14 protein-coding genes and 1 pseudogene are annotated in these 13,686 nt (G+C 73.1%); 7 read left to right on the top strand and 8 right to left on the bottom strand.

Annotated features, from left to right (window positions below; genetic code table 11):
- The 5 genes and pseudogenes from ACIA79_RS29965 to hemL all read right to left on the bottom strand — a co-directional run bounded on the left by ACIA79_RS29965 (position 1) and on the right by hemL (position 4,880).
- Positions 1 to 738, bottom strand: coding sequence for a cytochrome c biogenesis CcdA family protein (locus ACIA79_RS29965; RefSeq protein ID WP_399431520.1), 738 nt, complete (start codon positions 736 to 738; stop codon positions 1 to 3).
- A gap of 96 nt (positions 739 to 834) precedes the next feature.
- Positions 835 to 1,434: pseudogene (locus tag ACIA79_RS29970) on the bottom strand (TlpA family protein disulfide reductase); the annotation flags it as partial.
- 68 nt (positions 1,435 to 1,502) lie between these two features.
- Positions 1,503 to 2,750 carry a hypothetical protein gene (locus ACIA79_RS29975; RefSeq protein ID WP_399431521.1) on the bottom strand — a complete coding sequence of 416 codons (1,248 nt, stop codon included), beginning with the start codon at positions 2,748 to 2,750 and terminating at the stop codon, positions 1,503 to 1,505.
- Positions 2,751 to 2,871: 121 nt separating this feature from the next.
- Positions 2,872 to 3,576: a histidine phosphatase family protein gene (locus tag ACIA79_RS29980; protein WP_399431522.1), complete on the bottom strand. Its 705-nt coding sequence runs from the start codon at positions 3,574 to 3,576 to the stop codon at positions 2,872 to 2,874.
- Complete coding sequence (hemL, locus tag ACIA79_RS29985) at positions 3,573 to 4,880, bottom strand: glutamate-1-semialdehyde 2,1-aminomutase (protein ID WP_399431523.1); 1,308 nt, start codon at positions 4,878 to 4,880, stop codon at positions 3,573 to 3,575. The genes ACIA79_RS29980 and hemL overlap by 4 nt, the downstream gene beginning before the upstream one ends.
- A 283-nt stretch (positions 4,881 to 5,163) precedes the next feature.
- Here hemL and ACIA79_RS29990 point away from each other — a divergent pair, with 283 nt between their 5' ends.
- Complete coding sequence (locus tag ACIA79_RS29990) at positions 5,164 to 5,808, top strand: hypothetical protein (RefSeq protein ID WP_399431524.1); 645 nt, start codon at positions 5,164 to 5,166, stop codon at positions 5,806 to 5,808.
- Positions 5,809 to 5,873: 65 nt separating this feature from the next.
- Here the strand turns inward: ACIA79_RS29990 and ACIA79_RS29995 are convergent, their stop codons facing one another.
- Positions 5,874 to 6,701, bottom strand: coding sequence for an ABC transporter substrate-binding protein (locus ACIA79_RS29995; RefSeq protein WP_399431525.1), 828 nt, complete (start codon positions 6,699 to 6,701; stop codon positions 5,874 to 5,876).
- Positions 6,702 to 6,826: 125 nt separating this feature from the next.
- Here ACIA79_RS29995 and ACIA79_RS30000 point away from each other — a divergent pair, with 125 nt between their 5' ends.
- The 3 genes from ACIA79_RS30000 (at position 6,827) to ACIA79_RS30010 (ending at position 9,376) form a co-directional block, all read left to right on the top strand.
- On the top strand, positions 6,827 to 7,342 hold the full coding sequence (locus ACIA79_RS30000) for a GNAT family N-acetyltransferase (protein ID WP_399431526.1): 516 nt from the start codon (positions 6,827 to 6,829) through the stop codon (positions 7,340 to 7,342).
- Positions 7,343 to 7,632: 290 nt separating this feature from the next.
- Positions 7,633 to 8,523 carry an NAD(P)H-binding protein gene (locus tag ACIA79_RS30005; RefSeq protein ID WP_399431527.1) on the top strand — a complete coding sequence of 297 codons (891 nt, stop codon included), beginning with the start codon at positions 7,633 to 7,635 and terminating at the stop codon, positions 8,521 to 8,523.
- Between the two features lie 118 nt (positions 8,524 to 8,641).
- Positions 8,642 to 9,376, top strand: a complete 735-nt coding sequence (locus ACIA79_RS30010; RefSeq protein ID WP_399431528.1) for a Mut7-C RNAse domain-containing protein — start codon at positions 8,642 to 8,644, stop codon at positions 9,374 to 9,376.
- 31 nt (positions 9,377 to 9,407) lie between these two features.
- Here ACIA79_RS30010 and ACIA79_RS30015 read toward each other — a convergent pair whose 3' ends face one another.
- Together ACIA79_RS30015 and ACIA79_RS30020 are read right to left on the bottom strand one after the other, a co-directional pair.
- The gene (locus ACIA79_RS30015; RefSeq protein ID WP_399431529.1) at positions 9,408 to 9,893 is read right to left on the bottom strand and encodes a MarR family winged helix-turn-helix transcriptional regulator; all 486 of its coding nucleotides are present in this window, start codon (positions 9,891 to 9,893) and stop codon (positions 9,408 to 9,410) included.
- A 176-nt stretch (positions 9,894 to 10,069) separates the two neighbouring features.
- On the bottom strand, positions 10,070 to 10,657 hold the full coding sequence (locus ACIA79_RS30020) for a TetR family transcriptional regulator (RefSeq protein ID WP_399431531.1): 588 nt from the start codon (positions 10,655 to 10,657) through the stop codon (positions 10,070 to 10,072).
- A gap of 147 nt (positions 10,658 to 10,804) precedes the next feature.
- Between ACIA79_RS30020 and ACIA79_RS30025 the strand changes: the two genes are divergently transcribed.
- The 3 genes from ACIA79_RS30025 to ACIA79_RS30035 all read left to right on the top strand — a co-directional run bounded on the left by ACIA79_RS30025 (position 10,805) and on the right by ACIA79_RS30035 (position 13,497).
- Entirely contained in the window at positions 10,805 to 12,220 is a 1,416-nt protein-coding gene (locus ACIA79_RS30025; protein ID WP_399431532.1) for an FAD-dependent oxidoreductase, read from the top strand.
- A 78-nt stretch (positions 12,221 to 12,298) separates the two neighbouring features.
- Positions 12,299 to 12,634: a YnfA family protein gene (locus tag ACIA79_RS30030; protein WP_399431533.1), complete on the top strand. Its 336-nt coding sequence runs from the start codon at positions 12,299 to 12,301 to the stop codon at positions 12,632 to 12,634.
- Between the two features lie 71 nt (positions 12,635 to 12,705).
- Positions 12,706 to 13,497: an SDR family NAD(P)-dependent oxidoreductase gene (locus ACIA79_RS30035; RefSeq protein ID WP_399431534.1), complete on the top strand. Its 792-nt coding sequence runs from the start codon at positions 12,706 to 12,708 to the stop codon at positions 13,495 to 13,497.
- The last annotated feature ends 189 nt before the right edge of the window (positions 13,498 to 13,686 follow it).

Raw genomic sequence — 13,686 nt, forward strand, 5'->3', positions numbered from 1 at the left:
TCAGATCCCCACCTGGAAACCGTTGGACCAGACCTGCATCTGCTGTACGAGGAAGTCCCACGCACCGGTGAGCAGCAGCAGCCCGGTCACGATCATCATGCCGCCGCCGATCCGCATCACCCACGCATAGTGCCGCTTCACCCACGCGAAGGCACCCAGCGCCCTGCGGAAGGCGATCGCGGCGAGGACGAACGGCAGCCCGAGGCCGAGGCAGTACGCCATCGTCAGCAGCGCCCCGCGGCCGGCGCTCGCCTCGTTGGCGGCCAGCGCGTTGACGGACGCGAGCGTCGGGCCGATGCACGGCGTCCAGCCGATGCCGAAGAGCGCCCCCAGCAGGGGCGCGCCGGCCAGGCCCGCCACCGGGCGCTTGTGGAAGCGGAACTCGCGCTGCGTGAACCACGGCATGAGCCCCATGAAGAAGATCCCCATCAGGATCATCAGCACGCCGAGGACGGTGGTGAGCGTCTCGCGGTGCTGCTGGAGGGTCCAGCCGAAGTAGCCGAAGAGCGCGCCGCCGGAGACGAAGACGGCGGAGAAGCCGGCGACGAAGAGGACGGCCCCGGCGGTCATCCGGCCGCGCCGCGCCTCGGCGAGGTCGGTGCCGGTGACGCCGGTCACGTACGAGAGGTAGCCGGGCACGAGCGGCAGCACGCAGGGCGAGAAGAAGGAGACCAGCCCGCCGAGCACCGCGATGGGCAGGGCCAGCAGGAGGGCCCCGCTGAGTACCGTCTCGTTCATCTACGCGCCCGCGCCCGTGGTCTTGCCGGAGCCCTGCACGGACGGCCCGGACGCCGCGGAGCCCTGCGCCGGCGATCCGGCCGCCGTGCCGGTGGCCTTCTCCGCGACCAGCGGGTCGATCAGCTCGCGCAGCTGCTCCTCGCCCAGCGGGGCGAGGGCGCGCACGGCGATTTTGCCGTCGCGGTCGAGCACGATGGTGGTGGGGATGGCCTGCGGGTTGAGCGTGCCCTTGGGGAAGCCGTTGAGGATGAGCTTGCCGGCCGGGTCGTACAGGCTCGGGTAGCTGATCCCGTAGTCCTTCTCGAAGGCGAGCGCCGGCTGCTTGCTGACGTCGCGGGTGTTGATGCCGACGAACGCCACGCCCTTGGGTTCCAGGTCCCGGGCGACCTTGGCGAAGTGCTTGGCCTCGGCGCGGCAGGGCGGGCACCACGAACCCCAGACGTTCAGGACGACGACCTTGCCCTTGAGGTCGGCGACGTCGAGCCGCTCGCCGTCGAGGGTCTCGCCCGCCAGGGTGTGGGGGGCGGTGCGCTCCCCCTTGGCGACGGTGGCGATGCCGCCGTCGCCGGCGACGAAGTTGGTGTTGCCGCCACCGCCGGACTTCCCGTTGTCGCCGCTGCACGCGGTCAGCGCGAGCGCGGCCGCCAGGGCACCGGTGGCGAGCAGGATCCCTCGGGGGGCGCGGCTGAAGCTCATGTGAAAAGTTTCGCATGGGCGTTTTCGGGGATCTTCCGCACCCCCCTCGGTGACCGTGGAACCCGGTGTCAGGCGGTCTTGAGGAAGGTGTTCCAGCCGCCCGCGGGCGATTGCCCGACCTCAAGGCTGCGGAGCTTGTCGAGGATCTTCGGATCCTGGACGTCGAGCCAGTCGGTGAACTGCTTGAAGGAGACCAGCCGTACGTCCTTCTTGCCGGCCATGCCCTTGAGCGCGTCCTCGACGGCGTCCATGTAGATTCCGCCGTTCCACTGCTCGAAGTGGTTGCCGATGAAGAACGGCGCGCGATTCGTTTCGTAGGCGCGCTTGAATCCGGCGAGATACGCCTCGGTGGCCTGCTTCTTCCAGCCGGGATAACGCGAGGGCACGCCCTTGGTCGTGTTCCGCGACTGGTTCGCGAGGATGTTGTAGTCCATGGAGAGGACTTCGAAGGAGTGACCGGGGAACGGCATCGCCTGCAGCGGCAGGTCCCAGATCCCCTGGCGCTTGTCGGGCCACCGCTGGCGGCCGCCGGGTGAGCTGGCGTCGTAGCGCCAGCCGAGCTTCTTGGCGGTGGGCAGCAGGTTGTCCTGGCCGAGGAGGCAGGGCGTGCGGCCGCCGACGAGCTCCTTGCGGTAGTCGAAGGGCAGCGGGTCGAGGTCGGTCCAGCCGCTGTTCGTCTTCCATTCGGTGACGAACTTCACGGCCTGTTCGATCTCGCTCTGCCACTGCGCGGAGGTCCAATTCCCGACCGAGCCGGAGCCGGCGCAGAAATGCCCGTTGAAGTGGGTGCCTATCTCGTGCCCGTCGAGCCACGCCTGGCGCACGTACTTCAGCGTGTCCTTGATGTGCTCGTCGGTGAGGTAACCGATGTCGGAGGCGCCGATGCGGTTGTTCGGCGGACGGTAGAGGGTCTTCTTCGATTCGGGCAGCAGATAGATACCGGAGAGGAAGAAGGTCATGGCCGCGCCGTGGTCCTTGGCCAGTTCCAGGAAGCGGGGGAAAAGCCCGTTGCCGACCTCCCCCGCACCGTCCCAGGAGAAGATCACGAACTGGGGCGGGGTCTGTCCGGGCTCCAGGGGGACGGGCTTGTCGGGCTGGTGGGGCTGCTTTCCCGTGTCGGAGGTGGAGCCGTCGCCTATCGGGCGGCCCTGCGGCGTGCTGGGCACGGGATTTCCCTGCCCGTCCTTGCCGGGCCGCTGTGCACCGCCCTTGCCGCCGTCACCCTTGCCGCCCTCGGGACCGCAACCGGCGATTCCCATCGCGGCTGCGGCCCCAACTCCGGCTCCCAGCAATCCCCTTCGGCTGATCCCGCGCATATCGTCCCCATCCGCGCTCGCTTTTTGCCGGAAAAGTCATCCGGACCGGCAGTGGGAGAGATGCGGCCGGGAACGCAGAGGTTCCAGGAATAATGCGCTTATCTGCTCTGTGACATGACGGTTACGCGCCGAAGGCCTTCGACGAGCCGGCGCCCTTCACCGGCTTGGCACCGGCCAGCAGGTGTGCCGGCACGAGGTCGCGGGCGGGCTCGCTGTACCCCACCGAGACGATCTTGTCGCCGCGGTACGTGAACGTGGTCAGCGACGCGAGCGTGCACTGCCGGCGCCTCGGGTCGTGCCACAGCCGGCGCCGCTCCACGAAGCTGCGCACGATCCAGATCGGCAGCTGGTGGCTGACGCACACCGCCTCGTGGCCGCGGGCCGCGTCCCGCGCCGCGTTCAGCGCGCCCATCATCCGTACGACCTGGTCGATGTAGGGCTCGCCCCACGAGGGCCGGAACGGATTCGTCAGGTGCTTCCAATTGGAGGGCCTGCGCAGGGCGCCGTCGCCCACCCCGAAGGTCTTGCCCTCGAAGACGTTGCCCGCCTCGATCAGCCGCTCGTCGGTCGCCAGGTCCAGGCTGTGCGACTTGGCGATCGGCTGGGCGGTCTCCTGGGCGCGCTCCAGCGGCGAGGCCACGACGTGGGTGATGTCGCGCTCCGCCAGGTGCTCGGCCACCCGGTCGGCCATCTTCCGGCCCAGCTCGGAGAGGTGGTAGCCGGCGCGGCGCCCGTACAGCACCCCGTCCGGGTTGTGCACCTCGCCGTGCCGCATCAGATGGACGACGGTGATCTCGTCGCCGCCCTGCTCCTGCCCCGCGGTCATGCCGTCGCCTCCGCGGCGGCGCGGGCGGCGGCCGGCAGCGCGGCGGCGATGCGCTCGACCGCGCGCTCGTCGTGCGCCGTCGACACGAACCATGACTCGAAGGCCGACGGCGGCAGGTACACGCCCGCCGCCAGCATCGCGTGGAAGAAGGCGGTGAAGCGGAAAGCCTCCTGCTTCTTCGCGTCGTCGTAGTTCACGACCTCGGCGTCGGTGAAGAAGACGGAGAACATGTTGCTCGCCGTCTGCAGCCGGTGGGCCACGCCCTCCTTGGCCAGCGCCTCGGTCACCAGGCCCTGGATCTCCCGCGAGACCGCGTCGACCTTCGCGTACGCGGCGTCGTCGAGCAGCCGCAGCTGCGCGAGCCCGGCGGCGGTGGCGATCGGGTTCCCGGAGAGGGTGCCCGCCTGGTAGACGGGACCGGCCGGCGCCAGGTGCGCCATGACGTCGGCGCGCCCGCCGAACGCGGCGGCCGGGAAGCCGCCGCCCATGACCTTGCCGAACGTCATGAGGTCGGGCGTCACGCCGTCGACCCCGTACCAGCCGGCCTTCGAGGTGCGGAAGCCGGTCATGACCTCGTCGGAGATGTACAGCGCGCCGTGGGCGGCGCACAGCTCCTTCAGCCCGGCGTTGAACCCGTCGCGGGGCGGGACCACGCCCATGTTGCCCGGCGACGCCTCGGTGATCACACAGGCGATCTCCCCCGGGTGCGCGGCGAACGCCGCGCGCACGGCCTGGAGGTCGTTGTACGGCAGCACGATGGTGTCGCCCGCCTGGGCCCCGGTCACGCCCGGTGTGTCGGGCAGACCGAAGGTCGCGACGCCGGAGCCGGCCGCGGCCAGCAGCGCGTCCACGTGCCCGTGGTAGCAGCCGGCGAACTTGACGACCTTGGCGCGGCCCGTGAAACCGCGGGCCAGCCGGATCGCCGACATCGTCGCCTCGGTGCCGGACGACACCAGACGCACCTGCTCCACCGGCGCGACGCGGGCCACGATCTCCTCGGCGAGGGCGACCTCGCCCTCACCGGGCGTACCGAAGGACGTGCCGCGCGCGACCGCCTCCTGCACGGCCGCGATCACCTCGGGGTGGGCGTGCCCCAGGATCATCGGCCCCCACGAGCAGACGAGGTCGACGTACTCGCGGCCGTCCGCATCCGTGAGGTACGGGCCCGTACCGGACACCATGAACCGGGGCGTTCCGCCCACCGCTCGGAAGGCGCGCACGGGAGAGTTCACGCCGCCGGGCGTCACGAGGGACGCGCGGTCGAAAAGCGTCTGTGAGACTGGGGCTTCGTATGAATACGGCACTTTGGTCCTGACCTGCGAGAACGAGTGGACGGGCGGCAATGCACGAGCACGGCCGGCGGACGGCGACGATCTTGCTGACGACCTTGTTTTACGACGGGGCGTCAGCCCTCCGCGTCTGCGAAACTGGGACGTCATTGGGAAAGCTCACGGAAACCATGGTGTCAGAGGCCCGGACGTTCTTGCGGACAGGTGTTTCACCGCACGCGCGTGGGGGAGGTCACTGTCACGATGATCGGGTTGCGCGGCGGGGGCCACGTTGCCTAAAAAGCAGTCGGGTGGAGATATGCATCGCGGTGGCGGACTGGGTGAAGGGACCGACGGCCTGGGTCCCGAGCCTGCCCGGCGGGGGAAGCACCGGCGAGAGCGGGACGATCCCTCGGGGGACAAGTCCCCCCGGAACACGCCCTCGGGGAACAGGTCCCTGGGCGACGAGCACATGGGGAGCGCCCCCCTGGGGGGCGGCGCCCTCGGGAGCGGTGGTGGCCGGGGCATGGGGGTGACCTACAAGTACTTCGGCGCGCCCAACGGCGCCACGGCCGCGCGCGTCCCGATCTCGATGCGCCCGGAGGAGCTCGGCGGCGACGAGCTCGGTATGGGCGGCATGTTCACCAAGATCAAGCCCGAGACGATAGCGGCGATGGTGCTCACCGGCATCCAGGGCATGCCGCTGCACAAGGTCCCGCCCCTGGAGCTGGTGGTCCTCCACCCGGACTACGCCGTGGTGAAGCTCCCGATGACGGTCGTCGACCCGCTGCGCGGCGTCGGCGAGGAGTCGGTGGGCGCGGCCGCCTTCATATGGTCGACGGTCCCGGACCGCGGAGGGCCGCGGGACGCGTTCGACGTGTACCAGCTGCTGCACGAGTGGCAGGACTTCTCGGTACGGCTGCACGAGGCGGGACACCAGCCGTACTGCCTGGTGTGGCCCTGAGCCGCCGGCCGGCGGCGACGGGACGACTTACGGAATACCGGCCGGCATGACGGCCGCGCCCGGCTTCAGGCCGGCCGCGCGGCGATGCCCCCGGCGACCGCGGTGAAGAAGCGCGCGTAGGCGGCCGGGCTCGGCGGGGCCTCGGGGTTCCAGGGCACGGTGACCGCCCCGCTTCCGGTGCGGGGGCGGCTCGCGTGAGCCCGGCCGTCCACCAGGAGCAGGTCGGGGCGGAGCCGGGTGACGTGCTCCCAGCCGGTGGTGAGCCAGTTGACGCCGGGCCCGGGGCCCGGGTCGAGCAGCGGAACGCCCAGGCCCGACAGGTGGTGCAGCTCGGGCCAGGTGTCCGGGCGGGCGAGGTGCACCCGGTCGGGACCCGCACCGGACAGCGCGAGGACCCGCGGGGGCGGGCCGGCGGCGAGCGCGGCGCGCAGGGCGTCCTCTGCCTCCCCGAGCTCCGGTACGGCTCCGGGCGCCGGCTGCTGCGTGCCAAGGGCGGCCGCGAGGGCGCCGAAGCGCTCCAGGATCGCGGTCAGCGGCGCGCCGCCGACGGACAGGGTGAGCAGCGGGACGCCGAGCCGGCCCGCCAGGGCCTCGTCGAGGGCGTAGGCGCTCTTCTCGTCGTACGTCACGTCGACGATCAGGTCGGGGCGCAGGGCGGCGAGGTCCTCGTCCGCGAGGGTGCCGCCCGGGCCGAGGTACGGGACGGCCGCCGCGGGCAGGGCGCCGCCCTTGGCGGGGTCGATGCGGTCGCCGTCGTGGTCGGAGCCGTACACCGCCACGGGCCGTACCCCGAGATCGTGGAGTGCGGCTCCGGCACGGACGTACGCGACCGTCCGCTCCGGCCGGCGGTCCGCCCGTAACGCCTGCCCCGTGTCGTCCGTGAACTCCCACACAGCCGCACTCCCCTCCTGGTCGGTGGCCGGACTTCGCCCCCACCTTGGTGGCGGCCGGCGGCCCGGCACAAGACCGCCTCGGCGGGCCGGCGGAGGCGGGGCCGACACGGCCTAGGGTGGCGCGCATGACCGTACGCATCGAGGCCTGGTCCGAGCGGGACTTCGACCTGCTCCTGGCGGCGAACGCACCGGAGTTGATGGCTCACCTCGGTGGGCCGGAGACGGAGGAACAGCTGGTCAAGCGGCATCAGCGGTACGTCGACCTCAGCGCGGACCGCACGGGGGCGGGTCGGATGTTCCGGATCGTGCTGCTGCCCGAGGAGGTGCCGGTCGGGACGATCGGCTTCTGGGAGCAGACGTGGAACGGGGCACGGGTGTACGAGACGGGGTGGGTGGTGCTCGGCGGGTTCCAGGGGCGCGGCATCGCCACGTCCGCGACCGCCGCGGTCGTCCGGGAGGCGCGGGCCGCGCGCAAGCACCGGCACCTGCACGCCTTCCCGTCCGTGGACAACGCCGCCTCGAACGCGGTGTGCCGGAAGGCGGGCTTCGCCCTGCGCGGTGCGTGCGACGTCGAGTACCCGCCGGGGCGGCTGATGCGGAGCAACGACTGGCGGCTCGACCTCTCCCGGCACCCTTCCTGACGGTCGGCCGGCTCCTGGCGGTCCGGGGCTTTCGGCTCCTGTGGGCGTACCTCGCTCCTGAAGCCCGGCGGTAAAGCAGTTGACGGGTGGTTCTCGGTGCCGGACATTTATCTGCGTCACGCAGATATTGCGCCACACTGGCAATCGGCCAGGGGTTCCCCGGGGCCACGCGTACCCGACGTCTCACGCCGGTCGGCGCTCGTGAGGGGCGTTCGAGCCCCCGTCACGAGGCCCGCGTCACGAGGCCCACGGCATACCGACCCCGACACCCCCACGCGAAAGGCATCCCCATGACCAGAAACGCCACGACCAGCACGGTCCTCGTCACCGGAAGCCGCGGCCGCGTCGGCTCCGCACTCGTCGGCCTGCTCCACCGCCGGAACGTCCCCGTGCGCGCCGCCTCGGCGAGCCCGGCGGACCTCACCCCGCCCGCCGGGGTGGAGGCCGTACGCTGCGACCTCCGCGATCCGGCCACCTTCCCCGCGGCCCTCGACGGCGTCGGTGCCGTCTTCCTGTACGCCGACCCCACGCACATCGACGCGTTCATCGCGCAGGCCCGCGCCGCGGGCGTCCGGCACATCGTGCTGCTCTCGTCCAGCGCCGTCCTGTCCCCCGACGCCGGGGCGAATCCGATCGCGGCGCACCACCTCGCGGTCGAGCGCGCGCTGGCGGCCGCGGCGGCGGAGGGCGCGTTCGACGTGACGTACCTCCAGCCCGGTGCCTTCGCGACCAACGCCCTGCAGTGGGCGCCCGCGATACGGGCGGCGGGCGCCGTGGACCTTCCGTACCCGCAGGCGGCCGGCGACCCCCTCCACGAGAGGGACCTCGCCGACGCGGCGTACGCCGTCCTCACCGACGAGCGGCTGCGCGGCGCGTCGTACGTGCTGTCCGGGCCGGAGGTGCTCACCTTCGCCGAGCAGCTCGCGACGATCGCGCGCGTCACCGGGCGCGAGATCCGGGTCGGCACCGTGACGCCCGAGGCGTGGAAGGCGTCGGTCGCGCCGTACCTCCCGGCGGAGTTCGCGGACGCGCTGCTCGACCACTGGCGGACCGGCGCGCCGGAGTCCCTGCCGCAGCCCCGTACCGTCGAGGAGCTGACCGGCCGTCCGGCCCGGACCTTCGCGCAGTGGGCGGCCGACCACGCGGCGGCGTTCGGAGGCGCCGGGCAGGCGGTCGCGTAGGGGGCGTCGGCCAACCGGTGGCCAGGGCCCGTCCCGGCAGGCGGCGGGCCCCGTCCCGGCAAGGGGCGGCGGGGAAATGACCTGGCCGGGCGCGGAGCCCCGGTGGCATGCTGACGACGTGAACCGACCGGAGATCCACATCAGCTTCGCCCCCGAACTCGGCCTCTTCGTCGCGGCGCCGCGCCGCGCGGGCCGTACGGCCGTGCTCACGGACGGCGCCTCCACGCTGGGGCACGTCGTCGAGTCGCTCGGGGTCCCGTTGACCGAGGCGGGCACGCTGCTGGTGGACGGCCGCGCGGTCGGCACGTCGCACATCCCGGCGCACGGCGAGCACGTCGAGGTGCTGGGCCACGAACGCCCGCAGCCGGTCCCGGGCGCCCCGCTCCGGTTCCTCCTCGACGTCCATCTCGGCACGCTGGCCCGCCGGTTGCGGCTGCTCGGCGTCGACGCGGCGTACGAGAGCGAGGACATCGGCGACCCGGCGCTGGCCGCGTGGTCGGCGAAGGAGCGGCGCGTGATGCTCTCGCGCGACCGCGGGCTGCTGCGCCGCCGGGAGCTGTGGGCCGGGGCGTACGTCTACAGCGACCGGCCGGACGACCAGATGCGGGACGTCCTGGAGCGGTTCGCTCCGGCACTGGCGCCCTGGACGCGCTGCACCGCCTGCAACGGGACGCTGACCGACACCGACAAGGACGAGGTGCGCGAGCACCTGGAGCAGGGCACGCAGCGCACGTACGACGTGTTCGCGCAGTGCACGGCCTGCCGCCGGGTGTACTGGCGGGGCGCCCACCACGCCCGCCTGGAGGCGATCGTCGAGGACGCGCTGCGGGAGTTCGGCGACGCCTCGGTCTGAGGCGCGGCCCGGGAGGGACCGGGTCCCGGGGTCAGTCCGGGGCGTGCGTGCGCAGGCGCTCGATCTGGGCGGCGCCGAGGTCGACGGTGCGCCGCATGTGCGCGGTGAGGAACGCCACCTCTTCGTCGGTGTACGCGTCGAACATCTCGGCCCATGCGCCGCCCACCTGCTCCCAGACCGCCGCCAACTCGGCCATCCGCTCGGGCACGGTGCTCACCAGCACCCGCCGCCGGTCGTGCGGGTCGCGCTCCCGCGTGACGTACCCGGCCCGCTCCAGCCGGTCGACGAGCCGGGTGGCGGAGCCGGTGGTGAGCCCGGTCAGCCCGGCGATGCGCCCGGTGGTGACGGGCCCCCGCTCCAGGTCGAGCAGGTTCAGGCACTGCACGTCGGTGGGGTGCAGCCGCAGCCGGTCGGCGAGGGCCTGGTTGAAGAGGGCGTACGAGGCCATGTAGCGGCGGGACGCGCCGACCAGGTCGGCCATCAGCCCCGGACGTCGCCCCCGGTTCTCCTGCGGCATGCAGGGAGTCTACGCAGCGCGGAGGAGGAGCCGGCCGGCACTCCGCGGGGCAGCCGCACGGGCCCCCTCAGGGGCAGTTCGCACGGGCCGCCCGGGCGCGTACCCCGCACGGGCAGTCCGCGGGCGGGGGCCCGCGCGGGCTTTCACCGACACGGGCGGAGGAGCTTCTCCGACGGTCAGGGCCGCTCCGCCGTGAGGTAGCGCTGCACGGTCGGCGCCAGCCAGGCGATGACCTCGTCGCGGGACATCTCCACCGCGGGCGGGAGTCTCAGCACATAGCGCGCCAGCGCCATGCCGAGGATCTGCGCGGCGACCAGGGCGGCGCGGCGGGGGGCTTCGGCGGGGTCGGGGCAGACACCGGCCGCGATGGGCCCGAGCTGCGCCCGGAACACCGCGCGCATCCGCTCGGCCCCCGCGCTGTTGGTCACGCCGACCCGCAGCACGGCCGTCAGGACGTCGTCCTGCTCCCAGCGGTCGAGGAAGTGCGAGACGAGGACGGCGCCGATGTGCCGGGCGGGCAGCGCGCCGACCTCGGGGAGGCGCAGGTCGATGTCGGAGGCGGCGGCGAAGAGCCCCTCCTTGTTCCCGTAGTAGCGCATCACCATCGACGGGTCGATGCCGGCGTCGCGGGCGATGGCCCGGATCGTGGCGCGCTCGTATCCGTCCGCGGCGAACCGCTCGCGGGCGGCGTCCAGGATCGCGGCACGGGTGGTGTCCGAGCGGCGCGAGGCACTCGGGGCGTCTGGGGCGGCTTCCGACATCATGCCAACAACTGTAGGCCAACAGGCGTTGACACGCCAGAGCCGTCGGGTCTACCGTTGCCAACAGACGTTGACCAACAAGCGTTGACCAACACTCGTTGACCGGGCGGCCTCGACCGACGAGCGCCGGCCGACCCTCAGGAGGCAGCCATGACAGGCAAGCCGGGCACGGAGTTCGACGTCGTCGTCGTGGGCGCGGGCCCCACGGGAACGCTGCTCGCCGGCGACCTCGCCGCCGCGGGCCTGAGCGTCACGGTCGTGGAGCGCCGGCCGCAGGGGACGAGCAACCTGACGCGCGCGTTCGCCGTGCACGCCCGCACCCTGGAGCTGCTCGACGCCCGCGGCCTCGCGGACGAGCTGGTGAAGACGGGCGTACCCCTCACGCGGCTGCGTCTGTTCGCCCGGCTCTCGCTCGACCTGTCGCGGCTCCGCTCCCGCTTCCCGTTCGTGCTGATCACCCCGCAGTACGAGGTTGAGCGGCTGCTGGAGCGCCGCGCCGCCGAGGCAGGCGTGACCTTCCGGTACGGCACGGAGCTGCGGGGTCTGCGCCAGGACGCCACCGCGGTCACCGCCGAGGTGAGCGGCCCGGACGGCGCCCCGTCGGAGCTCCGTGCCCGCTACCTCGTGGGGGCGGACGGCGTACGGAGCACCGTGCGCCGCGGCCTGGGCCTGCCCTTCCCCGGCCGCGCGGTCATCCGCTCCATCGTGCTCGCCGACGTCCGCCTCACCGAGGAGCCGGAGTCCCTGCTCACGGTCGACGGCCGGGGTGGTGCCTTCTCGTTCATCGCGCCCTTCGGTGACGGCTGGTTCCGTGTCATGGGCTGGGACCGCAACCACCAGGCCGCCGACAGCGAGCCCGTCGGCCTCGACGAGATCCGCGGCATCGCCCGCCGCGCCCTCGGCTCCGACTTCGGCATGCACGACGCCCGCTGGATCTCCCGGTTCCACAGTGACGAGCGCCAGGTCCCCGCGTACCGCACGGGCCGCGTCCTTCTCGCCGGCGACGCCGCGCACGTCCACTCGCCCGCGGGCGGCCAGGGCATGAACACCGGTCTGCAGGACGCCGCCAACCTCTCCTGGAAGCTGGCCGCCGTCCTGCGCGGGGAGGCCGCCGATCCGGAGTCGCTGCTGGACAGCTACCACTCCGAGCGCCACCCCGTCGGCGCGATGGTGCTGCGCAGCAGCGGCGCGATCGTCCGCATCGCCATGGCGCACCACCCGCTCCTGCGGGCCGCCCGCGCCCTGGGGGCCGCGCTCCTCGACGCGGCGCCCCCGGCGACCGCCAAGGTGATGGGCCTGATCAGCGGCATCGGCATCTCCTACGGCGCCGGGCGCGGTGTCCACCGCCTCACCGGCCGGCGCGCTCCCGATCTGGCACTGGTCGAGGGGCGGCTCTACGAGCTGCTGCGCCAGGGAGCCTTCGTCCTCGTCGGCCCCCGGTCCGGCGCCGCCGCGGACGCCCCCGCCGTGCCCGGCACGGTCATACGGGCGACCTGGGCGAACCCGGCCCGCCGCGACACCGTCCTGGTCCGCCCCGACGGATACATCGCCTGGGCCCGGGACTGAGCCCCCCGGGCCCCGCACCTGGTGCATCGCCACCATGAACGGAACATGCCGATTCCGGCGTCCCTTTACGCTGACGCCATGCTCATCGCCCGCTCCGCCGCCCTGTTCGTCCTGGCCGCCCTCTGCGAGATCGGCGGTGCCTGGCTCGTCTGGCAAGGCGTCCGGGAGCACCGGGGGTGGATCTGGATCGGCACCGGCGTGCTCGCCCTCGGCGTGTACGGCTTCGTCGCCACGCTCCAGCCGCAGGGCGACTTCGGCCGCATCCTCGCCGCGTACGGCGGGGTGTTCGTGGCGGGCTCCCTGGCCTGGGGCATGGTGGCCGACGGCTACCGCCCGGACCGCTGGGACGTGATCGGCGCCCTCGTCTGCCTCGCCGGCATGGCCGTGATCATGTACGCCCCACGCGGCCGCTGACCGGGCCGGGACCGCGCCTATCCTGGCGGCGTATCGACCGTCCCTTCGATCATCCGCGCGAGGAGCACCCCATGACCGCCGCCGGCACCGCCGCCGATCCCGCCACACCCGTCGCCGTCGTCACCGGAGCGAGCAGCGGTATCGGCGCCGCCACGGCGCGGCAGCTCGCCGCGGCAGGTCACCACGTGGTGCTCACCGCCCGCCGCAAGGACCGCATCGAGGCTCTCGCCGCGGAGCTCACCGCGGCGGGCCTGCAGGCCACGGCGTACGCCCTCGACGTCACCGACCGCGCGGCCGTCGACGCCTTCGCCCGGACGCTCGACCGTTTCCCCTCCGTGGACGTCCTCGTCAACAACGCGGGCGGCGCCCTCGGCGCCGACCCGGTCGCCACCGGCGACCCGGCCGACTGGCGCGAGATGTACGAGGTCAATGTCATCGGCACCCTCCACATGACGCAGGCCCTGCTCCCGGCCCTCACCGCGAGCGGTGCCGGCACGGTGGTCGTGGTCACCTCCACCGCCGGCCACGCCACCTACGAGGGCGGCGCGGGCTACGTCGCCGCCAAGAACGGCGCCCGCGTCCTCACCGAGACCCTCCGCCTCGAGATCGTCGGCACTCCGGTCCGGGTGATCGAGGTCGCCCCCGGCATGGTGAAGACCGACGAGTTCGCCACGACCCGCTTCCGTGGCGACACCGAGAAGGCGGCCAGGGTCTACGCGGGCGTCCCGGACCCGCTCTCCGCGGACGACGTCGCGGACACCATCGCCTGGGCGGTCACCCGCCCCGCCCACGTCAACATCGACCTCCTGGTGGTCCGCCCCCGCGCCCAGGCCTCCAACACGAAGGTCCACCGCGAGTCGTAGGGACCGGACGGCACGCTCCGCCCGTAGCGCCGCGGCGGGCGGCAGGCGGCAGGCGGCAGGCGGCAGGCGGCAGGCGGCAGGCGGGGCGGAGGATGCACCGGGGCGGACGACGCACCGGGGCCGGCTGGGCCGACGGATCGGACGATGCGGCGGGGCGGGCGGGGCCGGGCCGGTGACGCGGCAGGGCCC

The sequence above is a fragment of the Streptomyces sp. NPDC051310 genome, assembly GCF_044455245.1.
In the GTDB taxonomy this organism is placed as follows: domain Bacteria; phylum Actinomycetota; class Actinomycetes; order Streptomycetales; family Streptomycetaceae; genus Streptomyces.